The following is a 26,569-nucleotide window of genomic DNA, read 5'->3' as shown; positions in this document are numbered from 1 at the left end:
CCAAGCAAATAACGAGTAAATCTTGGCCCTTGCAGATTTGTGAGCTGTGTTAAGCACTCGTTCAGTTCACGCCGAACTAGTACCGATTATCTCTTCCTTCCGAGCGCCCAAGCGAGATATGGCGCGCCCACAAGCGCTGCGAAAAGACCAAGAGGCAGTTCATAAGGGAAGGTCGCACTGCGCGCGCCAAGGTCAGCTATGGTCATCAACAACGCACCGAGGACTGCTGATACCAGCAGGTGGCTTGCTGCGCGGTCGAACCCCATGCGTCGCGTCATATGTGGTGCCATCAGGCCAACGAAACTCAACGGGCCGACGAGCAGCGAGGCGGCAGCGCTTGCAATACATGCGACCACGATGGTCGACACACGCGCCACGCCAACCGGAAGCCCCAACGCCACCGGGGTGGTCTGACCAAGTGGCAGAATCGTCAGCCAACGTGACAAGAGCAGTGCCACGAGCGTAATGCAGACACTCAAAACTGCTAGAAAAATAGCCGTATCAGGCGTTGCGGACGCCGACGAACCGCCGAGCCAAGCGAGAATTTGCCATGAGCGTTGATCGCCAATGGCGAGAAAAACACTCAGTATGGCAGACGCGAATGAGCTAACGGAAATGCCAGCCAGCAGAAGGCGATTGGGCGAAAGATGCTTCTGGCTTGCAAAACTGAGGATGACGACCATCGCTGCAAATGCGCCGATTGCAGCACACAGCAACAATTGAAAATTGTTGGGTACCGCAAACAGGGTCAAAGCCATTGCAAAGCCGATACCGGCACCACCACTGACGCCGACGACTTCTGGGCTCGCCAGCGGGTTGCCGGTGAGGCGCTGAAGAACGGTACCTGCCATGGCCAGCAGGCTCCCCGCTGCTGCCGCTGCCAGCAGGCGCGGCCAACGCAAAGGCAGAAGCTCCGTAAAATCTCTGCCCGTCAGCAACGACCAGCCATCGGGCGTCCACACCAGCGAAAGTGCAAGGAACGCCGCGATTGCGAGCAATGCCAGCAACAGCATTGCTTTGGTGGTCGAAGCTCGCGCGAATATAGCTGCGACGCCGCCAGCCGACGCCGAAGAGCGAACACGCGGGATGAGCCACAGCAGAAGCGGCCCACCGATCAAAGCGGTTACCGCACCGGTCGGGAATGTTTCACCAAGACCTGAACCGAGCAATTGCACACCGCCATCGCACAGCCAGAGCAGAATTGCACCGGCAAGTGGTGCAGCAACCAGCACCGAGCCGGGCTTGCGAACGCCAAGCCCCCGCACAATTGCTGGTGCGGCAAGGCCGATGAAGCTGACAAGCCCGACATTGGCGGCGACGCCCGCTGTCAGTGCTACAGCGACAACCACGACCGCTACCCGCAGCCAGGCCAACGGCACGCCGAGCGCCCGTGCGCTGCTATCACCAAGTCCCACAAGTGTAAGCGGGCGGCTCAACATAATCGCCGCGACGAGACCAAATACGAACTGCACCGCCAGCACTTTCGCGGCGGACCAATCCTGCTGGCTGAGCGAACCACCATTCCATGTAACCAGCGACATGAGATATTCGCCTTGCGAGAGGGTCATGGCAGCGGAAATCGCGCTGCACGTCACACCGACAAGCAGTCCTGAGATCACCATCGTCACCGGTTCAAGGCGGCTTCGCCATCCGAGCAGAAAGACTATGGCTGTCGCCAGCCCTGCCCCTGCAAGCGCCACGGCCCAGCGAAACCCATCAAGGAACGCTGGAAAAAACAATGTCGCCGTGACGATGGCAAGCTGTGCGCCCGACGAAACACCAAGCGTCGACGGATCGGCAATCGGATTGCTCAAAAGTCTTTGCAGAAGTGCACCGGCAAGTCCAAGAGCCGCTCCGGCAAAGATCGCTACCGCTGCACGCGGCAGCAATGCATAGGCCAGAATGACCTGTTGGGTATTCATCTCATCTGGACTGAACGGAAAGGACGGCCATTGAGCAAAAGGCAGAAACGCACTCGCATTCCAAAGACTCAGCGCGAGTGCGGCCACAATACCGACAACAGCTGCAGCAGCAAATTTCCTTTGTGTCACCGGCTGCCCTCCGGCTGTTCCAGCAGGGCATTTTTCAGAAGATGCGCAAAGCGCAACCCCGCAGTGATACCGCCATAGGGATTAACGTTACCCAACATATGTACACGCCCGTCACGGACAGGCTGGAGTGAGCGCCAGATCAGGCTGTTACGCAGGCTGTTGCGCGCTTCGACTGGAATATCGGAAATGATGACGATCCGCGCTTCGGGCTTTTCTGCAAGGGCTTCGAGCGGCACAGGAGCTGCGAACGTAAAGCGCGAACGGTCCGTCCACGCATTGGGAAGTCCCAACCGCGACAGAATATCACCGAACATGCTGTCATCGCCGAAAGCGCGAAAATGGCGCGCATCGCCGATATTGACCAGATATGTCGGGCGATCCACGAAAGGCTTCAGCGTGCCAGCGGTTTGATTAAGAAAATCTTCCTGCTCGCATAGAGCGGCCTCTGCCTTCGCTTTGTGATCAAGCCTGCTTCCCAGTTTCGCTACCGCCGCAAGGGCCTTCTGATAGGGTGGTTCTCCCTGCACATAAAACGGCAGCGACAGAACCGGCGCGATCGCTTTCAGCGCCGGTTCATGCCGGGTGTAGAATGGAGAACTCAGGATAAGATCGGGTTTCAAAAGATAGAGAAGTTCGAAATTCGGCGAACCCCGAAGGCCAAGATCGGTGACCGAAGCGGGGATATGCGGCTCCACCGCATCCTGGCGAAACTGGATCAGTTCCGTCGCAGCAATCGGTGTGACGCCGAGTGCCATCACGGTTTCGAGCATGGCCCAGTCGATGACAGCGATGCGCAGCGCCGGATTGGCGCTCGCGCCCTGCGGGAGAGCCAAAGCCGCCAGAAGGCCCAAGGCTCTCCGACGGCTGATTTTAAGGGACGAGAAACCCGCCCCGCGTTGCGGGTATTCTACCATGAAAAGGTCAGCGTACTCATATAGGTTCTGCCGTCACCATAATTACATCCGAAGGAACTGCAACTTGCGACATACTTCTTGTCCGCAATATTCTTGACACTGAGCATCCCCTTTATGCCGTCCTTCTGATAGTGCACGGCTGCGTCCACCAGTGTAACCCCGTCAAGGTCGTAGGTATTTCCCGTATCGCCGTAGCGTTGACCGAGATAGCGTACACCTCCGCCGAGACCAAAACCGTGGAGAGCAGAGTCTTCCTGAAAGGTATAATCCAGCCAAAGGCTTGCGGAATGTTCCGGCACATTGGGCGGGCGATTGCCATCGTCTTTCCCGCTGACAATTTCTGCATCCATATATGTGTAGGCCGCACGCAGATCGAGCCCCTGGGCAAGGCTTGCGACACCTTCCAGTTCCAGCCCTTTTACCTGCACTTCGCCAATCTGTTCGGTCGTTGAGCCACCGCCCGGCAGCGCAACCGAAATCGGTACATTCTGCTGGCGGAGATCATAAATCGCAGCGGCGAAATAGCCGTCCCAGCCATTCGGCTGATACTTGACGCCGGCCTCCCACTGCTTGCCGGTCGTCGGCTGCAGAACCCCTGCCGTCGCGGAAACCGCCACCGGTTCGAACGAGGTTGAATAGCTTACATAGGGCGCAATGCCATTATCGAAGACATAGCCAATGCCGGCGCGTCCGGTCAGCTTCTCGTCATCCTGATTAAGCGAGCGGGCAACCGGCGTGGCAGGCACATAGTTGGTCGAGGTGCCGCGTGTCGTCGCCCAATCCTGGCGCAGGCCCAAGGTCGCGCGCCAGTTGTCATAGGCCAGTTCATCCTGCGCATAGATACCGAGCTGCGTCATGCGGGAGTCCACATGGGTATTCACGGAGTTGCGCAGCAGTTTTATCGGCCCGCCATAGACCGGATTGAAGGCATCGAGCGGTGTTGCGCTCCAGAACTGTGTCTTGGCGCTGTTGTCGAAATAGCGATAGTCGACACCGAAGAGGACCTTGTGTTCGACGGAACCCGTGTCGAACTCGGCGATCAGATTGTTATCGACGTTGAATGTATTGAGTAGTTCGTCCTGAAACGTTGCCGTTCGATTGATGGTCCGCCCGTCAGCTGCGAGCCCGGCCGTTGCATAGCCAAGCGCCGTATAATCCCAATTATGGTTGGAATAGCGAGCGTTCTGGCGGGACGTCCAGGTTTCGTTGATGCGATGTTCCAGCTCGTAACCAAGATTGACGACATTGCGATCAGAATCGTCGAAGCTTGGATCACCCACGTAGAATTCGCGTGGCAGGCGGTAATTCGTGGCATTCAGTGTCAGACTTGGCGGCAAGCCTGAGGGCGAGCTGGGATTGTCATGCTGGAAGCTGGTCAGAATTGTCAGTTTGGTGTCTTCGTCGGGCTTCCAGGTGAAGGCCGGAGCAATGAAGTACCGATCATTGTCGAGATAATCGGTTTGGGTTCCAGATTTGCGCACCAGACCCGTCATGCGATAGGCAAGATTGTCATTGCCGAGAACCGGGCCACCCACATCGAAGAAAGTGCCGTAAGTATTATAGCTGCCAGCCTGGAAGCCGATTTCACCGAATTTCTCAAAAGTCGGGCGTTTGCTGATCATATTGATGAGTCCGCCGGGATTACCCTGCCCGAACATCACCGAAGCAGGACCGCGCACCACCTCGATACGCTCCAGCATATAGGGATCGACCGCCGAGGCGCCCGCGGTCCGCATCAGGCGCAACCCGTTGAGGAACTGCACCTGCCGGCCATCGAAACCGCGGACAAGAGGCGAGTCAAAACGAGGGTCGGAACCATAGGGTTCGGAAACGACACCTGCCGAATAGCCGAGCGCCTGCCCCAAAGTCTGGGCGCCCTGTGCCCTGATCTGATCAGCAGTGACGACCGAGATCGATTGCGGCGTCTCTACCAGCGGAGTGCCGGTCTTGGTTGCGCTGATACTCGTCTTTGCGACATAGCCTTTTACCGGTGCTGTCGGGTCCTCACGGCCGCCTTCGACAACGATGGGTGCGAGAATTGTAGGAGCGGCTGCCTCCTGTGCAAACGCTCCGGTCGCAGCGGCGAAAGTGGTGCTGGAAATGGCTACGACCGACAATGCGCGGCGCGATCGGGCTAGGATGCTCACGGGAGTCCCTCTCGGAATATAAACTGGACTTCATTAATCATCTTTTGTCATTTTATCCAATAAGCCGATGATGCCTTTTTCATAAGTATAAATTATGATAACTATCGGCCTCATAGTTTTGAATTATTCAAAAAGGCGCTCAAATGCCTCCAGCTTCGAATAAAATCCCCGCCGCTCGCTCCTTCGAGTTGCGTCACTTGCGCTATTTCTGCGCTCTGGTGGACGAGAAGAATTTCGAGCGCGCTGCCGCGCGACTGGGCATCGCCCAACCCGGCCTCAGCCAGCAGATCATGGCGCTGGAGACAATCGTCGGCTCGCCTTTGATCGACAGGTCGCGGCGTTCAGTGCAACTGACCCAGTCGGGCGAGGTGCTTTACCGCGAAGCGCTCAAGATCCTTGCACAGACCGACGCGGCCATGGTGGCAGTCAAACGCGCCGGGCGAGGCGAAATCGGGCAGGTCTCCATCGGCTATGTCGCATCAGCCGCCTATTCCGGCATCGTTTTCGAAACCATCCGCACATTCCGGGCGGAATATCCCGATGTCGCGGTCAACCTCACTGAAATGGAACTGCGAATGCAACTCTCGCGCATTTCGGAAGGCTTGCTGGATATGGGTTTCATCCGCTGGCCCGCCCCGATGCCGCCCGGCTTGACCAGCCTAATCGTGAAGCGTGAACCTCTCGTTGCCGTGCTGAATGAAGCCCATGCCCTGGCGAATTGCAGCACACTCCGGCTCGACGCCTTGAAGGGAGAAACCTTCCTCACACCGCGCCAGCCGGCCGACATCGGCTTTCACAGGACAACACTCGAAGCCTGCCGAAGCGCCGGTTTCGAACCAGATATCAATGCGCATGCACTGGATTTCACCGAAATCGCAAGCCGCGTCGCAATTGAGCTCGGCGTGGCACTGGTGCCCAAATCGATGAATGCCGTCGGCCTTCCCGGCACACGTTATGTTGATATAAGTGGTATCCCTACAACCTCCGATGTGGCGCTCGCCTTCCGCAAAAGTGAGCCATCATTGGCCGCAAAGAGCTTCGTTGCGCTCTGCCGCCGTGCAGCCTAAGAACACTGTTTTGGCCGGGCAAACACGCCGTATCTCGTATGTTCATTATGGCCCGCCTTACAAGCAATGCGGGCCATAATCGTAATCCCCGAGATCGAGCGGATCAAATTCCCCGAGGATGACATTGATTGAACGAACTAGAAATCGACCGTCCGCGCTATATGAACATTCTCATATGCCGTGGCCCGGTCTGGCGCTGGCGGATAAATCCAGACCGTATTGATCTCCTGTTTCACCTTCTTCGCGTCGGTACCGGTGATTTCAACTTTGCCGGACCATCCACGTGTAAAAATTGCAGCGTCAGCGCCGAGATCAAGGCAAACAACATATGCGGGCTGACTATACGCCAAGGTCGGCTCGCCTAAGAGTTCTGCAGCTGCATTATGGCCTGCAAATGCGCCAAGCCGACGTGCATGCTGGCAAGACATCAGCGAAAAATTTCCCTCATTGTCGGTTGCCGCTTTTGCGGTATCTCCAGTCGCGAAAATCTGAGAGTGACCAGGTACGCGCAGATCCGATTCCACTATGATACGTCCGAGCTGGTCTCTTTCTGCCTCGAGCTGAATTGTGAGCGGCGAGGCGCGCATGCCTCCCGACCAGATAACTGTCGCCGTCTCGATCCGTTCTCCGTTATCAAGCGTTACGGAATTCTCGTCGAGTTTTGCAATTCCCGTGTTTAATCGGGTCTCTATACCCAGTTCCTTGAGACGCTGCTCAATATATGGACGTGGATTTTCTCCCATCGCCGGAGCGACATGCGGATTCCGGTCCACAATTATGATGCGCGGATGAGCCCTCGAACCCAGAATACCACGCAGACGCGTTTCGAGTTCGGTAGCGACTTCCAATCCTGTGAAACCCGCCCCGCCTACCACAATTGTGTCTCGTGCGGGGCTTGCCGGACGGTCAACAAGCCTGTGCAGATGCTGATCCAATATTACAGCTTCATCAAGATGGTTGGAGGCAAAACCGTATTCCTCAAGCCCGGGGATTGGTGGCTGAAAACCGCGACTACCAGCAGCAAGCACGAGTCTGTCATAGGATTGTAGGAAGCTTCGACCATTGCCATCTATGATCGCAACTTGGCTACCAGCAACGTCGATCTTTTCTACTGTACCTGCAATGAAATTGATCTCAGTAGTCGAGAAGAGATCCCCAAGAGGAGCTGTCATCTTCTCGGGCTCGGGTTCATAAAGTCTCGGGCGGATAACCAGCTCAGGTTCAGGGGACACGACGGTGATTTCCAAATCCTCAGCCGACACGTTCTTTTCGTGCCTCAGCCGAGAGGCAGCCAATGCCGCCATAACACCGGCAAAACCGGCGCCAACAATGAGGATATGCTTGGACATGATGATTTCTCCTATTTATGAGATGCCGGTAATGGTGGGCATTTCAGCCTGGACACTCGTCTGAGTGTCGGACGTGCTGGCTAGTTTCCAGTATCGAGACGATGAACAAGGTAGACAGACATGTAACCCACCTGTTTGATGCGCGATCTCGTGCCTTTTTCACGAGATCCCGATATCCCAACTCGATACAGTCTGCAGAAGCCGCGATTGTTGTTTCTGCTTTCGATCCGCTTTACCAGACCGCTTTTAAAAATATCTCGGCAGACAACGCGGGGCGATTGGCTGATGGAATGAAGCATCCTGTACGACATACGAGGAAACTTACGTCCTAAGTATTGGTGTAAGGTTGGGAACAAAACTCACATCCAACTTCCGAAGTGGGCCGTATCCCTGATCTCTGGTTTGGCTCAAAGTTCTGGTTTCAAAGAATGCTTCGCTCGGATTTTTCTCATCGCCTCGACTGAAGATATGCGCGAGAGTTCGTTTCGTCCGGCAACAGCCATTTCGATGTTGTTTGCCTCGCATAACGCCGCAAAAGTTACCATAACGCCACCGACTTCCTGTTCAGGAATACCAGGTTCCCGAGCGTAAACATAATCAACGATTTGAAGTAAGGTAGCTTTGTCGCACCCCAGAGACTGGGCCAGTTCCACAGTTTCTTCGAGAAACCGCCGATTTCTTTCCGCTCTATTGTTCGCCAGATCCCCTCCGAAACACTCAATCACCCAGTTCCAGACCCGGCTCTGGAAACCTACACCATTCAATGCTTCAGCTTCTTGCATCCCAGTCACAATGATCACCTTTGAAAAATTCAACTTGCAAACGTGTCAGAAAGAAATTTGTTACGAGAACAACGTCTGACCCGTATATTGAGATTGATGAAGTTTTGCAGAGTTCAATTTACCGAGCAATCTATGCTTGTTGACAGGATTCGAATGATCCCGGTGGCAACTATCCGCCACCGAGGTTTCATATATCTACGGTCGTTCAATCACGACTATTCCCGCTTGAGAGCTAACGTTTCCACTCAAGTTCCGGTCTGATCTGGTAATTGCTTTTCTCGCGGAGGAAGAAAGCTGCCAGCTTGAGAAAGGTCTGGCCACGGCAATACTGTTTCACCGCAAACCTTCCAGTTGCCCTTCTGCTTTCTAAGGCGCAGTTCATAAAATGCAGGGGTCGTTTTTTCACTCATCTGGCGAAAGAGGATGACAGTAGCTTCATCTCCCTGCTCTTCAATATGAAGGAATCGTTTTGTGGTGAGAAGAGGAAGTTCTCCTGCGTCTCGTCGTGACCGGAACTCCTCGAATATTCCCGCTTTCGAAAAGCGGGAGATTTCGCCATCTGGCGTCAACACCAGGAAAGCGAGATCTTCCGAATATAACTCTTCCATTTCGTCCATGCGATAATGGCTGCCCACTTCTGCTAGTTTCTCAACAAAAACAGCAATTTCAGAATTATTCTGTGTCATAAATCCAGATCCTTTAAACAAGCGACATTCCGCCATCGACGTGGAGATCAATGCCATTGATGAAGCTGCTCGCCTGTGAAGCGAGGAACAGAGCGGCTCGTGCCAGTTCATCAGTCGTTCCCAATCTCCCTACGGGAATGGTTTCGGCCATCAACTTGAGAAACGGTTCGCGTTCGACGTCTGAGATTCCAAGTTTGCCCAGGATTTCAGTATCTGTGGGTCCTGGGCTGATAACATTTGCCCTGATACGTCTATGCTTGAATTCGAGAGCCCAGTTCTTCACAAATGCCACCGTAGCCGCCTTCGACCCGGCATAAACTGTATGATCAGGAAGGACCTTGGTTGCCGCCAGAGAACTGGTGACAATAATAGTGCCATCATCATTGATGAGAGGCGATAATGTCTGAACACCGAAGAAGACGCCTTTTGTATTGATGTTGAAATGTCGATCATAAATATCTTCAGTCACTGCCTCAGACGCTTTAAGGTCGATGACACCGGCATTTGCAAAATAGATATCGAAAGTGCCGAAGCGATCGGAGATCTCATCTGCCACCTGTTTATGGTGGGAAAGATCGGAGACATCGCCGCAAATGCCAATAGCATTTCCGCCGATGTCTTTCAGTGCTGCGTTTAGAGCGTCCTGTCGGCGAGCAGTTATGACGACCTGTGCTCCATTCTCCACGAATAGTTTTGCAGTTGCTTTACCGATGCCACTGTTGCCGCCTGTGATAACGGCCACCTTGTCTTTGAGAAGACCCATATACTTTCTCCATATTGATCTGGAGGTAAAATATGGATTTGATCTGTGTTCCATTAGCCCATGGCTGGGTATTTCACTTTTGCTTCTGGAGTTCAAATGCCAAACCTTTTGAATGAAACCGCAGGCCTTCTGGCATTTGTGCGCACTGTGGAAGCAGGTTCCTTCAGTGCAGCAGCCCGGCTGCTCAAGACATCCCCTTCAGTTATTTCCAGAAGTGTCGGACGACTTGAAAGACTCATCGAAGCGCGACTCTTTCTAAGGTCGACGCGTGCTCTCGTACTGACTGCAGACGGACATTTGCTATTCGAGCGCCTGTCTCCCCTGCTTCGCGAACTCGATATTGCCGATGATGAAATCAATGCACGCAAGGAGATATCAGGTCGTGTCCGCTTCTCCATGTCTAGTGAACTTGCCCCGCTGTTCCTTGACACCATATTGTCCGGCTTTGCTGCGCGTTACCCGGGAATTCATCTTGAAATCGGCCTGACCGATCGTCACGTCGATATTATTCGCGAAGATTACGACGTGGCATTTCGGGTGGGAGCGGTCGAGAATGGTGATTTGATCATTCGCCGACTGGTCGATTTTGAAATGATTATGGTCAGTTCTCCGGATTTTGCGAATAATCATGGTTTGCCTGGCACAATAGAGGAAGCTGCGAGGTTGCCCTTTGCAAGGTATATGGCCAATGGATACCCGAACGACGTAAAGCTGGATGATGGTACTCACTTCGTCCCACAAGGACGTGTCGACTGCGATTCAGGCCAGGCATTGAAAGCCGCTGCCAGACAAGGTCTCGGCGCAGCTGTTGTGATGCGTTGTGTGGTTAAGGACGATCTCGAAAAAGGAACTCTGGTCGACATTTCGAAAATGCTACCACTTGCCTTTATGCCGTTTCACGCTGTGCATGCCTATAAGCGCCTGGTTCCCATGCGTGTGCGCGTCCTTTGCGATATGGTCGAGAACCGAGCAAAAGTATTGGCTTCCTCGTGAGGCCATATTCAGGTTTTCAGCCAATCAGAACAGATTCTTCATCTAAACAGCCTTGGATTGATTTCGTACTATTTTTCCGAACCCCAGCCATTTGAAACGATCAATCTCCAGCAGGGTTCGTATCATGCATTCTGGATCTGCGATGGCAGAGTCTCCCAAATCCTAATCAACTCCCCTATGGAAGATGCCTCCATCTTCCGCATGACATTTCCCCGATGAAGCTTGACGGTTACCTCACTGATCCCTAGGTCAAAAGCAATTTGCTTGTTAAGTCGACCGCGTGCCACTTCCCGCAAGACCTCTCGCTCTCTAGGGGTCAATGTCTCATGATGCTCGATATTGCGTTTGACTATGACTGCATGGGAACGTCGCTGCGCATCCGTTTCTATTGCTGACGTAACCGCATCGAGCAGCGTTTGATCGCGCACCGGTTTGGTCAGGAAATCGACGGCACCGGCTTTCATTGCCTCAACAGTCATCGGAATATCACCATGCCCTGTCAGGAAGATGATCGGTTTGGGATTGCCGCTTTGTGCCAATTGTCGCTGTAAATCCAACCCACTTGTTCCGGGCATGCGCACATCAAGGATCAGACAACCGGGTGCTTCCAGCAGGTCGGTTCCAATCAACTCGCGTGTAGAGGCAAAAGCTATGGGCCTGAGCCCTGCCGATAAGATCAACTCGAAGAGTGCCTCTCGTATGGCCTCATCGTCATCTACGATCACAACGAATGGCTGCTCCGCATCCGTGGCGCGTTTTGACGGTTGCCCTGGTTTCAAATTGTGTGACTGCTGTTCAGTTCTCATGTCCACCCTCCATTCGACGCTTGTGTAATGCTTCACCAATTGCTGCAAGCAATGCCTGTCCATCGAACGGCTTCCTGAAGAAACCTGTTATTCCCTGAGCTCGCTCCTGATCTGCTATTTCGTGCCTTCCTGTTATGAGAAATACAGGAATATCAGGACGAACTTCCTGAACTATTTCTCGCAATTCGAAGCCATTGATGTCCGGCATGCCGATGTCCGTTATAACGAGGTCTATGCCTCCAAGCCCCCGCGTTAACAGTGAGACGGGAGAAGAAAAGCAGCGAGCCATGTACCCTGTCGACTCCAACAGATCTTCCATTGATTCCAGTAGCCGTGAATCGTCGTCAACAACCGCAATTACGAGCTTGTTCTCGATCATAGTTCCTCCCCTTTTGATCTGCGCGAGTGGGTGATCGGTATTCTCAACCTCTCCGCGATGCGTACGAGATCAGGGAGCGACGCTGCCGCCATTTTTTGCATGACATTCCTTCTGTGGAGTTGCAACGTCACTTCGCTTATGCCGAGTTCGGCAGCTGCCTGCTTATTGAGAAGACCGCTCACGACCAACGGCATTACCTCTCGTTCTCGCGATGTGAGTTCTCCATAGCGCTGTCTCAGCAATTCGATTTCCGCCCGGCTATTGCGTAGCTGTTGATCTTGTTCGATTGCCGCATTGATTGCCGCCAGGAGTTTTGCGTCACTGAAGGGCTTGGTCAGAAAATCGACAGCGCCCCGCTTCATTGCGCGAACAGAACTGGGAATATCGCCATGACCAGTAATGAAGACGATTGGCGGATGTTCCTGCACCGAAATCTGTTTCTGCAGTTCCAAACCGTTAATATCGGGAAGTTCGACATCGAGCACAAGGCAAGACGGAACATCAGGCTTGTGAGCATTGACGTAATCTCTTGCCGATCCAAATGACAAAGTGCGCATGCCATACGAAGCCAAAAGCTCCTCAAGAGCCTCGCGGATGCGCTCGTCGTCGTCTACAATGAATACCAACTGGCTAATGCTCATCACTTGCCGCCTTCGCCTCCACGGGGAGAGTAAAAATTAGCGCCGTTCCGTACGGCTCGTTCTTTTCCGCCCACAGGCAACCACCATGTGCCTCGACAATCGAACGGGAAATCGCGAGTCCCATGCCCATTCCCTGTTCTTTCGTCGTAATAAACGGTTCGAATATTCTTTCCGGGGATGTAATTCCCACGCCCTGGTCGCTGATCTTTGTCTGAATGAAACCTCCGTCGCGAACCACCTTGATCGTCAGGTGGCGATCACGTGTGATGGCTTCCATCGCTTCAATGGCATTTCGAATGAGATTCAAAAGGACTTGCTGGATCTGGACCCTATCCGCCATCACATACGGTAAATCTGCCTCTATTTCGACGACGGTGCGGACACGCCAGCGCAGCAGCTCCTCCGTCATGAGCTCGCGCACCTCCGCGATGACGTCGTTCAGCATAATTTTCTTTTTTGCGTCAGCCGACTGCCTGAACAGAGCTCGAATTCGACCGACAACGTCGGCGGCAGATGTGGCATCCCGTGTGATGCGTTCAACAGTCTTAAGGGCTCGTTCGGTGTTTGGCGGTTCGGCGGTGAGCCAGCGCCGACAGGCATGGGAATTGGCTACAATAGCCGCCAAAGGCTGGTTGACCTCATGTGCGATCGACGCCGAGAGCTCTGCAAGGCTTGAGGCCTGGCTCGCTCGAGCTAATTTCTCATGTGTGAGACGAAGTTCATCCTGCGCTCGGACTTCGCGATCAATATCCAGACATATAACGTTCCACTGAACGATATTACCCTGTCCGTCGCGCATTGCTTCTGCCCGTGTCTCAACCCAGCGATATTGCCCATCGAAACGCCGTAAACGGTGTCTGCGTGCATATGGCTCCCCAGTCGCGAGAGAATGTGCATATTGTTCTTTCACTCCGGCCAAATCGTCAGGATGCACACCTGCATCAAGCGTTGCATTGAGCTTGCCGTCCTCGTCGAGCCTGTCGAGACCATAGCCGAGAAATTGGCTCAATCGATCGCTCCGATAGATCGGTTCGCCGTTCGGATCAGCACAGTCGATCATGACAGGTAAAGCTTCCACCAGACGCCAAAGTGACCGTTCCCTTTCCCGTAATGCTTCCTCCGCGCGCTTCCTCTGGGTTATATCGATGAATCCAACCAGACTTTTATCAGCCACTGCATCAGGTCTTGCAGTCGTAAAGAGGACATCGATGACGCGACCGTCCAGGCGCATTACTTTTGTTTCTTCCTGAAAAACCTCTTCTCCACGATAGCGCGCCTCTATCGAACGGCGAATCGTGTCCATGCCGGGCTGCCAGTAACGGGTGGCCGAACCACGCATTTCATCGGCATTTTTGGCCCCAAACATTTCGAGAATATGTTGGTTGACTTCTTCGACCTCTAGAGCCTCGACAGCCTGTGTGAGGAATTCTGGATGCTCGTCTATATAGTCGCGCAAGTCGTTCACGCCTTGCGCCCGCAATTCATTGAACAGAAAAACAAGTTTTTTAGCATCGACCTGGGTGAGCCCGATCGGCATGTACTGAAAAAGATCGCGATAACGGCGTTCGCTGTGTCTAAGGGCATCCTCGGCTTTGACCTGATCGTCGATGTCGGTTGATAGACCATACCATTGGATTATGCGTCCATCGTCGTCTCGCAGTGGATCCGCCTGTCCGGCAACCCAGCGATAGACACCGTCAGCCCGGCGAAGTCGATATCTCATCGAAAAGCGTTCGCCAGTGGCAATGCTGTGGTTGAGCGCTTGGGATACCCGCTCCACGTCGTCGGGGTGTGTCGTGCTTTCCATGATGGCTGCCAGACGCTTTGGCCCCATCTTTTCCGCGTCCTCAACATCCATACCGAAGAAATCAATCAAACGCCTGTTGAAGTAATTCGGCTCTCCTTCCGGGGTAAGGCGCCAGATAAAGCTCGGCACCATATCGACGAGCATTGAAAGCTCGCGCTCCCGATCAGACAGGGATTTTTGGGCAGTTACCAGATCGTCGATGTCGACGCAGACACCATACCACTGGACGACCGCGCCGGTTTCGTCTCGCAACGGTTCGGCGCGGGTTTCGGTCCAGCGATAATTGCCGTCAGAACGCAACTGTCGGTATCTTTGAAAATACGGTTCATGCGTCGTGAGGGAACGGTCAATGGCATCTCTTGCCTTTTGAATGTCATCTGGATGGATGACACTGAGATTGGGAGACTTGTCGACTGCGGTGATATCCTCGAGTGTCGCGCCTGTTACTTCGGTAAACCGCTTGTTGACATAAGTTGGCGACCCCTTGTCCGAAATCGTCCAGACGAGTGCAGGGACTGTGTCTATCAGCTGTTGCAGGCTTTGTTCCCGCTCGCGTAACGCGGTTACGGTTTTCTTATATAGATCATTATCGAGTGCAATACCGTACCAGCCTGAGATTTGCCCATTGCCGTCGCGTACGGGTCTGGCGGCGGTTCTTGCCCAGACATACACATCATTGGCCCGTCGAAAACGGAATTCAACGTTAAAGTCATCTCCGGTCGCCAGGCAGTGACGCCATTTTTCCGCAACTTCTTCATAATCATCAGGATGTAGTACTCGTTTCCACGCAGTATGGCCTTCATCTACAGCAGCATTAAGATAATCCAGGGTGACACCGAGAGAGCTCTGTGCGAATGGATGGAGGAAAATCCATCTTCCTGCTGCGTCAAACGCCCAACCATTGCCGAAAATGCTCTCCACAACCTTGGCCGAACGCATCGGCTCTGTCTCATCATTTCCAAGCAACTCGGCCGCTATTTGTTTAGGAGGGTCTTGCTCAGTGACCAAGTCTCCAATATCCACGCTGACGCTATAGCTTGGCTCCGACCGGGTCTCGATCCTGCGATACGTCCCATCGGACTGGCGTTGACGGTGTCGGGTGATTTGCGGAACACCGGTCCAGAATGCACGAGCGGCCGCATGAGATGCGGATATCCTGTCGTCTGGATGGGTAAGATCAAGTGTTTCTGGTTGATCGGAACGCGCTTTTCTGTCCAACGCCAAGTTCGTTACAAGGTTGAAGCGCTCGCTGTCAATTGATGGGACATCGGCATTGATTATGGTTCCATACCAGCCACAGATTTTACCCTGCTTATCCCGCAATGCTTGTCCGGAACTGCGACACCATCGATAAGCGCCGCTCGAACTCAAAAGCCGATGTTCGAAACTATATTTTTCACCGGTACGTAATGACTTGAGCCATATTGCTGCAAAACCATCAAGGTCATCGGGATGGATAAGTTTTGACCAGCTATATAAAGCCCTACCAATCGGTTTATTGGATTGCTCCAATGAAGACTGGACAAGGGAAAGCAGCTCCTCGGTCAGATAAATAACCTCGCCATCTTTATCGGTCGCCCAGGCGATCCCCACCACACGTTCAACAGTTCGCGCAGCTTCAATTGCCTGAGTATGATCGTCTTCATCCGATATAGAAGTAAACGTCATTTGCCGCAGCCTTTTCAGCATTCACCGATGATCATCAGGTTCAGTTTAACCTGAACTCTCTCGATCTGCATGCTATGGAAATCTATAGAATGCTTGCTTTATTTTTGATGGAACTGACCCGATGGGTTAAGGGTTGCCAAACATTGGCAAGGCAATTTCCTTATCGCCGTTCGACCGGTTAGTGAGCTCCGATGGAGCGCTTATTCTATTCAGTAATGCTGGTCTGATTATTATAACTTTTTGTCTTTGTTGGATTTTTTCGGGCTTTCGGGCGAGCGTATTTGTTGCTGCATTCGACGTGGAGTCGTACCAAGGATGCGACGAAAAGCATAAATAAAGGCGCTTTCAGAGCCGTACCCCAGTTGCGCAGCCACAGACGCAATTGTCATATTCGGTCGCGCCAGCAGTTTGTGCGCCTGCATCATGCGCCAGCGCAAAATATACTCCATCGGACTATGTCCGACGGCGACACGGAACCGTGCCGAGAACTGGGACCGTGAAAGATGGCTGATGCCTGCAAGTTCATCCAGCCGCCAATTGTGCCCTGGGTCCCGATGGATCGCCATCAATGCACCGCCAATTCTGGGATCTGAGAGGGCGGAGAGCCAACTGCGCTCAGTCATAACGGGCAAACTACGTATCAGTTCAATAAAAATCATCTGCATGATCGGAATAGCTATCGCCGCACCACCGGGAACATCGCCGGCGAGCTCTTCTTCCAGTCTGCTGGTGAGCCAGTGGAGACGTTCCGCTACAATGCTTTCCGCTCGAATCACGACGATCGATGGTAAGATTTCTCGCAGAAGTTCGCTGTTTAAAGGCAGATCCATGCGGCCACTATGGCAAAGGAACCCCGGCCCCGCGCCACCGTCCAGCTTTGCATGGTTCTTGTAGGCTTTCTGCGAAAAGACTTCAGCCGCTGGAATGGGCGAACAATTCAGATCACTCCCGATGACAAAAGGGATATCCGGGCCGATCAGGAAACAGTCTCCTGCAGCAAGCATCAATCGCTCACCTTGCAATTCCAGAAAACAACTACCTTGCCTGATGATGTTGCATTTCAAGGCACTTACAGGAGGCACGTCGATTGCCCAACGCCCGCAAGCCTCAAGTCCGACGGACATAGTCGCGCTGGCTTCAATCAAATTCAGCAGCTGGGAAAGGGGATCGTTGAACATCACAACCGGTCAATATCTACATTAAACAAGCCATTTGACTATAGATTTTCCTGTGATCGATTTCTACCTTTTCAAGGCACAATCAGGAGAAGAACATGCAGCACGGTCAAACGCCGCTCGGCACCCCATTCGGCCCATGTACTACTGCCCAAGAGGTTATTCGCGATATCGACCTCACAGGAAAGACTGCCGTTGTGACAGGCGGCGCGTCAAATCTCGGCCTTGAAACGGTGCGTATTCTGGCATGGAGAGGGGCCCGCGTGATCGTTCCGGTGCGCGACATTGGCACCGCCGGCAAGATGCAATGCAATATTCCAAATGTTGAACTATTCACGATGGATCTCCTTGATCCCGCCTCTGTTCGCAGCTTTGCGGATAAGTTTGTCATTGAGCATGGCTCCCTGGACATTCTGATCCTCAGCGCGGGAGTGATGGCCACTCCTCTATTTCGCGATGCAGAAGGCCATGAAGGCCAGTTTGCGACTAATCATCTTGGTCACTTTCGCCTGACCGCGGCCTTGTGGCCTGCTCTTTGCGCGGCCAAAAATGCGCGCGTCATCGTACTGTCCTCACGGGGACATCAGTTGGGCGGACTTGCGCTCGAAGATCTTGATTTCGTGCAACGCCCCTACGACAAATGGCTCGCCTACGGTCAAGCCAAGACAGCCAATGCGCTCTTCGCCGTTGCAGTTGATGCACGTGGTATCAATCATGGTGTGAGGGCATTTTCGGTACATCCCGGCTCGATACTCGGTCCACTAGCGCGTCACCTCAGTCGGGAGGAAATCGACTCCTTCGGCGCAATCGATAATAACGGACAACCAGTCATAGATCCGGATCGCGATATGAAGACACAACAGCAAGGCGCTGCCACGACGATCTGGTGCGCTACCGCGCCCGAGTTGGCGGGTATTGGCGGGGTTTATTGCGAAAATTGCGATATCGCACCGGTAGAAAGACAAGAGCGTTTTGGCGTTCGACCTTTTGCAATCGATCCCAATACCGCAGAGGCATTGTGGGCCGAAAGCGTGAGGCTGACCGGATACTTCTACTAAGGCAGCGCCTGGAACACCAAGCAAGATCTTCGATAACAAGGCTTGGTACCATCTCGGGGCAACATTGCCTTTTGACATAGCCCCCAAGGGGGAAAGTGCTTCTTCGCCCTCTTCAATTCGGTTTGGCAACTGGCGACCGAAACCAGAACCTGACGCATCAAAATGCAAGAGGTCAAAATACAAAGGAGCGCTTTGTCTTGGTAGTGCAAACTTGGCCTTCCGACTTGCAAGTCAAGGCGAACGGGCAGCTTGGATTAAGTCCGCGTGGGCAACCCGTTCGTTCTTGAGCCGTTTCAATGCCACCATCTTCCCTGCAGGACGAATGAAACCGGGAGCGAGTTTCCCCGGGACGGGAGGACTGCTCGCTCTCCTTCATCTGCTGCCTGGATGAAGTCATGAAAGATTTTGCCGGGATATACATATTCTTCCTCCTCTTAAGGTCAGATTCGCTAGTCATTGGTGGTGAGGTTCGTTTCATCAGTGTCAACGATGAAGATCGCCAAAAGGCGGGCACGCTTGGTCGGACTAACGTTTTCACTAACATTGTGTCGATCACCCGGAAATTCCGAGAAACTCTGACCTGCGTGATAGGTAATAACCGGACCATCATTGACCTGGCTGCGGACAGCTCCTTCCAGAACCGTCGCGTAAATGAAGGCAGAAGCAGGATGGGTATGAGCAGGCGAAGTACCGCCCGGTTCATATTCCACGAGCACGCCCTTCATGCTCTTTCCCGGCACATTCGGAAGCACCTGGTCGTAAATGACTGTTACTGTGGATGTTTCACTGGGTTTTTCATGGGCAAACCCCGTCGAAATCGGAATAGTGGTTGCCAACGAAATGCGGATAAACGTCTTGATCATGGTGGGTTCCTGTCATGTCTGCAAGAAATGGAGTGACACGCAAACCGGCCCCGCTTGCCAAACGTGCCCCAGTGTCATTGTTCGTTGTCAGGAGATTTGTTTACGGCGGTAGTTGCCCGAGCGCCTAGTGTACGGAAGCTGCTTCCTCTATCAGCGCAGCGACTTCTTCCGGATGCGAAATCATCACCGCGTGGGAAGCTCCATCTACGACAACAGTTTTTACTGTGCCCGCACGTTTAGCCATAAATTCCATTGCGGCCGGCGGTATGTTTCGATCCTGCGTTCCATAGATCGAATAGGACGGCAACCTCTTCCACGAGGGGAAACCAGATTTCTCCTCCAGTGCCGCTTGTGCGACCGGACGTTGGGTGGTCGCCATCAAAACAGACCGATCTTCGGATAGATCCGCTGCAAACTGATCATGGAAACGGTCCAACCGAATGAAGAGATCACGTTCACCCCGCCCCTGCTCTACTGAAAAAATTGCATCCGCTAATGTACTGCCGGGAAACTTGTTTGAAAGGCCAAGGCTCGTTTCACCTCGATCTGGTGCGAACGCAGAAACATAGACGAGCGCAGCCACGTTGGGATTACCGTTAGCGGCTTCTGTGATAACGGGACCACCATAGGAATGTCCGACCAGGACAACCGGCCCCGATATTGATCGAATAACTGCGGAGACAGTTGCCGCATCTGCCATGACGCCCCGAAGCGGATTTGCGGCAGCTATCGCTTTATAACCGTCGCGCTTGAGCCGAGAGATAACTTCGTTCCAGCTCGAGGAATCTGCAAAGGCGCCATGAACAAGAACAATGGTGGGTTTGGATTGGGCAAACACTGGCTGTGCAATAGTTCCAGAAAAAAACATTACCGCAAAGGCCAGGATTTTGGTCAGCTTCTTCATCTCTTTCTCCAACAACTTCTTCTTACAAGTTGTTGTCAACTATGTTCCATCTTCCCAGCATCTCCTATCGAACAGTAGGATCTGTCCGATTGTACCAAGGTCTAGGTTCAGCACATCGTTGCGATGATCATCCGATTAATTGTGGCCACTCCAAGAGATCCGGTACGGCTTCGAGCCTTGATAATACCATTCACCATAGGGATTAATGCCGTAACGAACTGTCTCGGCTATTCAATCGCCGATTGGTTACTATGCATCATGATAGATCAACCCTTTCGATCAGATGATCGTCAAGTGATTAATAAGCTCCTACCGTCGAATTGTGCAGATCGCACAACGGAAACATTGGAGAACCACAATGAAAGCGATAATTCTAACCGCTGCAGCACTTCTTCTTTCGAGTGGAAGTGTCCTTGCCCAAAGTGACCATATCGGATCGGATTGGCAGTATCCATCAACGAGAACCGATAGCCGTCCAACGTCATCTGTAAAGCAGGTACGTGCTGGCCACGGCCCAGATGCTCCCAAGACCGTATACAAACCAATCAGCTCCACCCAGGAACCAGGTCGGTTGCTGTGGGGCCAATGATAAAACAACAGAATATGGTTAGACTGAGGATCGGCATTGCCGATCCTAATTTTTATCAATAAGGGCTAAGCACCTAGCGCCGCCATTTCTTGAAGAACGATCGGACCTACTGCAACTGATGCGCTGTTAGAAATAGCATCATTACTGGTAGATCCAAACCAATTTCGTTTGACACATTCACGTCCCTTCCAGCTTCGACAACAAGTAATGCCGAGCGCCACCGGAGTTGCCCCTGGAAATGGAAATGACCAGATTTCTGATTGAAGCTGTAGAACCGGACGAGGTGAGCCGCAAAATCATTCAGTCGCAGTTATCCCTGTTTGATGATCGCATCAGGAAAGCTGGGTGGTCGGGAACCCTATATTTATTAACTTCGTAGTCTCGATCATATGCACGGTGCGATTATGCCGAACTGCGTTTTGGACACAGTTTCAATTGATACGCTAAATCCGTTAAAACGCAGTCGTTTCTACCTAACAAGATCAGTATTAATATCTGGGCTTTTAGAAAGGTTACACCCACCGTCAGTACACATGGGATTGCACCAAAGTATTGCTGTTCCAGCTACCCGGCACAATGGAACTGAATGCCAGTTTTGAACATAGTAGGTCATCTTCAACCAGAAAGGGAGGCAAATACAATGACGCCTATTCCCTCATACACTACCAGGCTAGAAGCGATTAAAGGTCTGCTGGTGGTTGAAAGAATGATCAATGCGAGTGTGTGGCAGCATCCGTTGAGCGGATTGGTGCGGTTGCGGGTCTCACAGATGAGTGGCTGCGCATCCTGCATGAAAACAAGTGTGGTGGAAGCCCGCGCGAATGGTGAAGCAGAGATGCGTTTATTCATGATCAGCGCTTGGCGAAAATCAATTCTCTATAGCGTCAAGGAGCGTGCAGCCCTCGCATTGACCGAAGCACTCACCAATGGTGAAAAATTAGAAGAACTACGAGGTGATCAAGAACTGATCAAAACGCAATTGAAGGATTACGAAGTTGTCAATCTGACGGTGATGGTTGGCGCGATCAATCTGTGGAACCGCCTGCAAATCGCCGCTCGCGCGGTTCACGTCACCCAGCCGTCAGACTGAGCGACTACCTGACACTATCTGTCGGGCCTGGAACGTATATCCTCCCACGTTTGTCGCTCAATTGGCGGATCGCTGCGTCCCTCCCCACGCAGCGATCCGCATTCCGTTGCATCAAGGCTGAAAGCCCATCGGCGTCGGTATTAAAAATGAACAAATGTTGCCGCCAGCGATCTGATGTTCTGTCTAATTAATATATCTCTCAACGCATCTGGCAGGCATTTTTCGCCCTGCCCAGCTTGACCGACAACCAACGTAATCTTCAGATCACAAAAGTCCTATTGCCGTTCGAAGGGGTAAGCAGACAGCATATCAGCCAGAGATCAAATCTTGATCCTCCTCGGGAGCTGAGGAGCAGAGACTTCGTCGAAAGCCTGGCGGTCGTTATTTGTAATGGAATGAATGGAAACCATCCGTTCTTTGACAAACAGGGCTCTTGAACGGCTGAGCAGAGAGCAAATCCTATCCATATATATTGGATAGGTCGCTGGTTGTGTCCAGGAAGATGTTCTTTCACGAGATGTGCTGGTATCTGGCACGATAAAAACACCGGGCACACTCTCGAGAGTGCACCCGGAAAATCCTGAATATGAAAGCAATCAGTAATCCCAGAAGACCGGGACCCAACGATAAGCGTCACCATCGACCGCGACGCGGCCCACAGATGGAAACGGTAGATGGGTCGCCACCAGTTGTTCACCGGTTTCGGCGAGTTCGGTTAAAAGACGTACACGAACACGGGCTGCCTCCTCGGGGTCATGTTCAAAACCATTGTACCAGTCTGGATGATCAAATCCGACAGCAAAGATGGCGTCACCAGCAAAGGTCAGTCGATCTTCACCCGATGCAAGACGAACCACACAGTGTCCTGGGGTATGCCCGCCAGTGCGATAGGCGACCACACCGGCTGCCACTTCACATTGTTCATCAAACAGGCACAGTTGATCCCGATACTGCTCGACAAATCGTTTGGCAGTTGCCCTGAGTGCATCAGGAAAGCCGTCGGGCATGTGAGCGTGGGTAAAATCCGGCGATTCCCAGAACTCAACTTCTGCGGCCGCCACATGAATCCGTAGATCAGGACGCAATCTTTCCTTCACGCCCTCGACAAGAAGACCACCGATATGATCCATATGCATATGGGTGAGGACCACGTCAGTGACCGAAGCAAGATCAATACCAGCACCGGCCAGTCGCTTGACCAACTGTCCCGCGCGCGGCAAGTTGAGGTCAGGATCGAGACCCAATCCAGCGTCGACGAGGATCGTCTGATTACCACTACGCACTACGACCACGTTCAGCGACCAATCGAACGAATCCGGTGGCAGATACATATCGTCAAACCATTCTGCTCGTACGTCCGGGTCAATGTTGTGCCCTAACATTTCAGTTGGAAGAGGCAACACACCATCGCTGATGACCAGAACATCAATCTCACCGATACGCAATGCATAGCGGGAAGGCACCAGTTCATCAGGTCCTGATTTGCTCAGGTTTGTTTCGTGTTTCATCAGGCGTCTCCGTTTTTCACCCGTTTGACAGGCTTTGTTGGAAAAGGTGCACTCTTATTTGCCGTTGTATGTTGGAACAGATTCACGATCTCACTAGTTCCTGGATCACTTGCAATGGCAATTTGCCGTAGGATCGCTGAATGCGATCTTCCTCAGAAAAGCGATCGAGTGCTCATCGCTTGCATGGCAATGATGCACGAGAACGGCGACTAATGGCTATTGATCGGAAGTGTCTCGATCACACACTCTATGTCTAATACTCGCCACACCAAGGTATAGGAGCTAAGTCGCAACCGATCCTCTGGAGAATATTTCCATAAGCGTGTAGAATAGCGCGGCACGAGTTATTCAATAAATTCCCTTAAAGCCATCAAGACGAAGATGGGTGACCAGTATCGAATTCGTTCGGCGATCCCGCGCGATGCAAGGACTTAGTGCTCCAGGTGCGAGATTTGCTTTGGCCCAGAGCAAAAGTAATTTCACCAATGTACTGCACCCATCGCGCGGCAGCGATAATCCCGACAGTTACTCATGTGAAGCGACGAAGGGCTCGAAGCGGAGGGTTTGAACCTAGTTGTCGTGCTTGCTCATTAAGCGCTTAAACAGCCCTCGCACTAGTTGTCAGCGCTTGTGGCTGCTCTTGTGACCTTGGACAGGGCTAGCGTTGGATATGTCCTTGTCTTGATAATCCTCACAAGCTGACTGCGGGCCCTTTTTGGTGCTCGCCATTCGCGTCAAGATAATCTTGGTAACGATCAGTGTCGGCGCCGCAAAAACGAAAAGCAATGCAATCGTGAAAAATGCCGCATCGAAAGCGATTACCGTAGACTGGTACGCGACAGCCTTGCTCAAAAACGCCTTGGACGCCTGGTTTGCAGCAGCCGTAGTCATCCCGCGGGCCTCGAGAACTGCCGCACTTGTTCCTAACCGATCGCCTACAGCAGAATATCCAGATGTGATATGGCTGGCGAGCACAGATACATTGCTTGCGATATTCCGCGTCATAAGAGACTGAAGACAAGCTATTCCCAGAAGACCGCCAAACTGGCGGCCAGTATTGAAGATGCCGATTGCGGCAGGAAGGCTGCGCGCACTCACCATACTGAATGCGATCAAGGTAATAGACAGAAATAGAAAGCCAAGGCTCAAGCCCCGCAGGAGAACGGCGTTCATCATGTCGTCCATTCCGCTGTCGCCTGCGGAACCTGACAGGAGCCACATAGCGATCATGATCATCACGATCCCGAAGGGTACGGTGGCAATTGGAGAGACGCCCAGGCCCTGGAATACGAAGGCAGACAAGAAAAGCGAAAATACAAAAAGAAGGCTACTAGCGAGCAACAGAACACCGGTATCCGTTGGCGTGAAAGCCAGGACCGAGATTGCAAAACTCGGAATCAAATAAGTGCTTCCAAACAATGCCGCACCAGCTACAAAACTTACTATGAATGCGAACGTAAAATCGACGGACCTGAAAACACTGAGCTCGAGCAGTCCCTCATCCTTAGGCCGGCTCGCTTGTTGACCAACAAACAGGCAAAGCGTCACTACACCTATTCCGGTCAGCCATCGGATGCGACGTTCATCGAACCAGTTCCAGCGGTCGCCCTGGCTGAGCACATAGACAAGACAGAAAAGCGTGATTGATGCCAGCAGAAGGCCACTCCAGTCAAAGCGCCTATAGGGAATATAGGTGTCGATGGTTTCTTCTGATATGAGAACAAGCCCCGCTGCCAGCAATCCGATAGGAACTACTGAAAGAAAAATCCACGTCCAGGAATAGCTGTCCAATAGCCATCCTTGCAGTGCCGGTACGATGGTCGCCGGTGCAACCACAGCCCCTGTTGCAAACAAGGCTTGTAGAACAGGTTGGCGAGAAGGCGAAAAGTCTCGAAAGATAACAGTTTGCCCGATTACCAGTAGGAGACCTCCCGAAAACCCCTGAAATGCGCGCAGAACAATCAGCAAATCCAGTCGGGTCGTCAAGGCAGTGACCGCACTTGCCAATGTTATCATCATAGTTGCCCCAACAACGATAATCCGCAAATTAACGGTCGTCGCAATCCAGGATGCCGTAAGGAACGCGATCATCTTCAGTGTCGTATATCCGATGTCGAGCCAGGCGAATTCGTCGGGAGTAGCGTAAACGTCACCAATTATATCACCTTTGCCAAGCGTCAAAGCGGTACCCGCAATCGCCTCAGTCAAAGTGGCAATCACAATGCCAGCGAGGAGGAGGCATCCTGTATTCTGCCTGGTTTGGCTTGAGACGCTTGGGGGAGAGATCATCAGCTCTCGCTCCCCAGAATGATCTGAACCCGGGCAGAAAGTCCGGGAAGCAGGCGGCCGGGAATTGGGTTCTGAACAAGTTTGATCTTGACTGGAACACGTTGCACGACACGGACGAAATTGCCAGTAGCATTGTCAGCGGGCAGGAGACTGAAGGCCGATCCGCTACCCGGTGCAAAACTGTCAACTTTTCCCTCGATAATTATGCCGGGATAGGCGTCGACCGTTACCTGGGCGGACTGACCGGGTTGAATATTCTCAATCTGTGTCTCCTTGAAATTTGCGACAATCCAAACGTCCTTGATTGGCACCAGATCGATCAAGGAAGCTCCGGGGGATACCAGGCGTCCGACGCGAACCTGACGGTTACCAATAACACCGTCAAAGGGAGCACGGACGACTGTATTGTCGAGATCAATTCGGGCCAGGTCACGCGCAGCCCTGGCTTGAAGCACAGCAGCCAGGGCAGCTTCCTTTTGTGTGGTGAGAACCTTGATACGTGTTTCTTGTGCCTCCAGCGCGGCCTCTGCGCCTAATAAGCCAGCCTCTGCTTTTGACCTCGCAGCGTCACTTTCATCGACCTGAGCTCTGCTGACCGAATTTGTGCGAACAAGTTCACGCTGTCGCTGAGACGCTTTGACCGCGAGAGCAAGATCTGCCTCTGCTGCCCGTTTCTGTGCCGTCGCCTGCTTGACCAGAATATGCTGAAGCTGGATCTCCGCCTCCACATTGTCGATATGTGCCTGTGCTGCTTGCACATTTGCTTCAGCCTGCGCCAGACGTGCGCGGAAATCCCTGTCATCAATTCTGAACAGAACATCATTTGCTCGTACAGTCTGGTTGTCGGCTACATCAACCACGGTGACATATCCGGTTACCTTCGATGCGATTGCTGTCGTATTACCGCGAACATAGGCATTGTCCGTTGTCGTCCGCTCGCTCGAGCGCGCCCACGCCCAACCTCCTGCAGCGGTTGCAATCGCGCTGAGACAAAACACCAGACCAACGATTTTCTTCTTCTTCCAGGTCATCATCTTGTG

21 protein-coding genes are annotated in these 26,569 nt (G+C 52.8%); 4 read left to right on the top strand and 17 right to left on the bottom strand.

The genetic code is table 11. The features are described 5' to 3' along the window. Positions 1–86 precede the first annotated feature (86 nt). From fhuB to F9K94_RS07380, 3 genes are read right to left on the bottom strand one after another with little or no spacing between them, the layout of a single operon-like run. Positions 87–2,051, bottom strand: a complete 1,965-nt coding sequence (gene fhuB / locus F9K94_RS07390) for a Fe(3+)-hydroxamate ABC transporter permease FhuB (RefSeq protein WP_151644565.1) — start codon at positions 2,049–2,051, stop codon at positions 87–89. After that, positions 2,048–2,965, bottom strand: coding sequence for an iron-siderophore ABC transporter substrate-binding protein (locus F9K94_RS07385; protein ID WP_050897442.1), 918 nt, complete (start codon positions 2,963–2,965; stop codon positions 2,048–2,050). The genes fhuB and F9K94_RS07385 overlap by 4 nt, the downstream gene beginning before the upstream one ends. Continuing rightward, complete coding sequence (locus F9K94_RS07380; protein ID WP_151644563.1) at positions 2,959–5,112, bottom strand: TonB-dependent siderophore receptor; 2,154 nt, start codon at positions 5,110–5,112, stop codon at positions 2,959–2,961. The genes F9K94_RS07385 and F9K94_RS07380 overlap by 7 nt, the downstream gene beginning before the upstream one ends. A gap of 143 nt (positions 5,113–5,255) precedes the next feature. Here F9K94_RS07380 and F9K94_RS07375 point away from each other — a divergent pair, with 143 nt between their 5' ends. Then, complete coding sequence (locus F9K94_RS07375) at positions 5,256–6,179, top strand: LysR family transcriptional regulator (protein ID WP_036578091.1); 924 nt, start codon at positions 5,256–5,258, stop codon at positions 6,177–6,179. A 137-nt stretch (positions 6,180–6,316) separates the two neighbouring features. On the opposite strand, the gene F9K94_RS07370 is transcribed toward F9K94_RS07375, so the two are convergent. From F9K94_RS07370 to F9K94_RS07355, 4 genes are all read right to left on the bottom strand, one after another. Then, on the bottom strand, positions 6,317–7,528 hold the full coding sequence (locus tag F9K94_RS07370; RefSeq protein ID WP_151644561.1) for an NAD(P)/FAD-dependent oxidoreductase: 1,212 nt from the start codon (positions 7,526–7,528) through the stop codon (positions 6,317–6,319). 407 nt (positions 7,529–7,935) lie between these two features. Then, positions 7,936–8,310 carry a hypothetical protein gene (locus tag F9K94_RS07365; protein WP_029376135.1) on the bottom strand — a complete coding sequence of 125 codons (375 nt, stop codon included), beginning with the start codon at positions 8,308–8,310 and terminating at the stop codon, positions 7,936–7,938. Positions 8,311–8,555: 245 nt separating this feature from the next. Next, positions 8,556–8,996: a nuclear transport factor 2 family protein gene (locus F9K94_RS07360; protein ID WP_010660363.1), complete on the bottom strand. Its 441-nt coding sequence runs from the start codon at positions 8,994–8,996 to the stop codon at positions 8,556–8,558. A 13-nt stretch (positions 8,997–9,009) separates the two neighbouring features. Next, positions 9,010–9,759: an SDR family oxidoreductase gene (locus tag F9K94_RS07355; RefSeq protein ID WP_036578871.1), complete on the bottom strand. Its 750-nt coding sequence runs from the start codon at positions 9,757–9,759 to the stop codon at positions 9,010–9,012. A gap of 96 nt (positions 9,760–9,855) precedes the next feature. Between F9K94_RS07355 and F9K94_RS07350 the strand changes: the two genes are divergently transcribed. Then, positions 9,856–10,752, top strand: coding sequence for a LysR family transcriptional regulator (locus F9K94_RS07350; RefSeq protein ID WP_010660365.1), 897 nt, complete (start codon positions 9,856–9,858; stop codon positions 10,750–10,752). A 122-nt stretch (positions 10,753–10,874) separates the two neighbouring features. On the opposite strand, the gene F9K94_RS07345 is transcribed toward F9K94_RS07350, so the two are convergent. The 5 genes from F9K94_RS07345 to F9K94_RS07325 form a co-directional block, all read right to left on the bottom strand. Next, positions 10,875–11,558, bottom strand: coding sequence for a response regulator transcription factor (locus F9K94_RS07345; RefSeq protein WP_010660366.1), 684 nt, complete (start codon positions 11,556–11,558; stop codon positions 10,875–10,877). After that, a complete protein-coding gene (locus F9K94_RS07340) occupies positions 11,548–11,937 on the bottom strand; it encodes a response regulator (protein ID WP_010660367.1) in 390 nt (129 codons plus the stop codon). Before F9K94_RS07340 ends, F9K94_RS07345 begins: the two co-directional genes overlap by 11 nt. Then, entirely contained in the window at positions 11,934–12,578 is a 645-nt protein-coding gene (locus F9K94_RS07335) for a response regulator transcription factor (RefSeq protein ID WP_010660368.1), read from the bottom strand. Before F9K94_RS07335 ends, F9K94_RS07340 begins: the two co-directional genes overlap by 4 nt. Further along, the gene (locus F9K94_RS07330; RefSeq protein ID WP_151644559.1) at positions 12,568–16,053 is read right to left on the bottom strand and encodes a PAS domain-containing protein; all 3,486 of its coding nucleotides are present in this window, start codon (positions 16,051–16,053) and stop codon (positions 12,568–12,570) included. Before F9K94_RS07330 ends, F9K94_RS07335 begins: the two co-directional genes overlap by 11 nt. Before the next feature lie 230 nt (positions 16,054–16,283). Then, entirely contained in the window at positions 16,284–17,231 is a 948-nt protein-coding gene (locus F9K94_RS07325) for an AraC family transcriptional regulator (protein WP_151644557.1), read from the bottom strand. A gap of 95 nt (positions 17,232–17,326) precedes the next feature. On the opposite strand from F9K94_RS07325, the gene F9K94_RS07320 reads away from it, so the two are divergent. Next, positions 17,327–18,286, top strand: a complete 960-nt coding sequence (locus F9K94_RS07320; protein WP_151644555.1) for an SDR family NAD(P)-dependent oxidoreductase — start codon at positions 17,327–17,329, stop codon at positions 18,284–18,286. Between the two features lie 449 nt (positions 18,287–18,735). On the opposite strand, the gene F9K94_RS07315 is transcribed toward F9K94_RS07320, so the two are convergent. Beyond that, entirely contained in the window at positions 18,736–19,149 is a 414-nt protein-coding gene (locus F9K94_RS07315; RefSeq protein WP_151644553.1) for a cupin domain-containing protein, read from the bottom strand. A 124-nt stretch (positions 19,150–19,273) separates the two neighbouring features. Continuing rightward, on the bottom strand, positions 19,274–20,053 hold the full coding sequence (locus F9K94_RS07310) for an alpha/beta fold hydrolase (RefSeq protein WP_151644551.1): 780 nt from the start codon (positions 20,051–20,053) through the stop codon (positions 19,274–19,276). A gap of 1,229 nt (positions 20,054–21,282) precedes the next feature. Between F9K94_RS07310 and F9K94_RS07300 the strand changes: the two genes are divergently transcribed. Next, positions 21,283–21,732 (top strand): carboxymuconolactone decarboxylase family protein, encoded by a 450-nt coding sequence (locus tag F9K94_RS07300; protein WP_151644549.1) that lies wholly within the window; start codon positions 21,283–21,285, stop codon positions 21,730–21,732. A 596-nt stretch (positions 21,733–22,328) separates the two neighbouring features. Here the strand turns inward: F9K94_RS07300 and F9K94_RS07295 are convergent. From F9K94_RS07295 to F9K94_RS07285, 3 genes are all read right to left on the bottom strand, one after another. Continuing rightward, a complete protein-coding gene (locus tag F9K94_RS07295) occupies positions 22,329–23,240 on the bottom strand; it encodes an MBL fold metallo-hydrolase (protein ID WP_010660377.1) in 912 nt (303 codons plus the stop codon). A 621-nt stretch (positions 23,241–23,861) separates the two neighbouring features. Next, positions 23,862–25,529: a DHA2 family efflux MFS transporter permease subunit gene (locus F9K94_RS07290; RefSeq protein ID WP_122241760.1), complete on the bottom strand. Its 1,668-nt coding sequence runs from the start codon at positions 25,527–25,529 to the stop codon at positions 23,862–23,864. Further along, complete coding sequence (locus F9K94_RS07285) at positions 25,529–26,560, bottom strand: HlyD family secretion protein (protein WP_010660379.1); 1,032 nt, start codon at positions 26,558–26,560, stop codon at positions 25,529–25,531. The genes F9K94_RS07290 and F9K94_RS07285 overlap by 1 nt, the downstream gene beginning before the upstream one ends. Positions 26,561–26,569: the final 9 nt, after the last annotated feature.

Source organism: Brucella tritici, from assembly GCF_008932285.1.
GTDB classification, from domain to species: domain Bacteria; phylum Pseudomonadota; class Alphaproteobacteria; order Rhizobiales; family Rhizobiaceae; genus Brucella; species Brucella tritici.
Note: the sequence above shows the minus strand (reverse complement) of the source record. Positions and strands in the feature narration are given on the sequence as shown.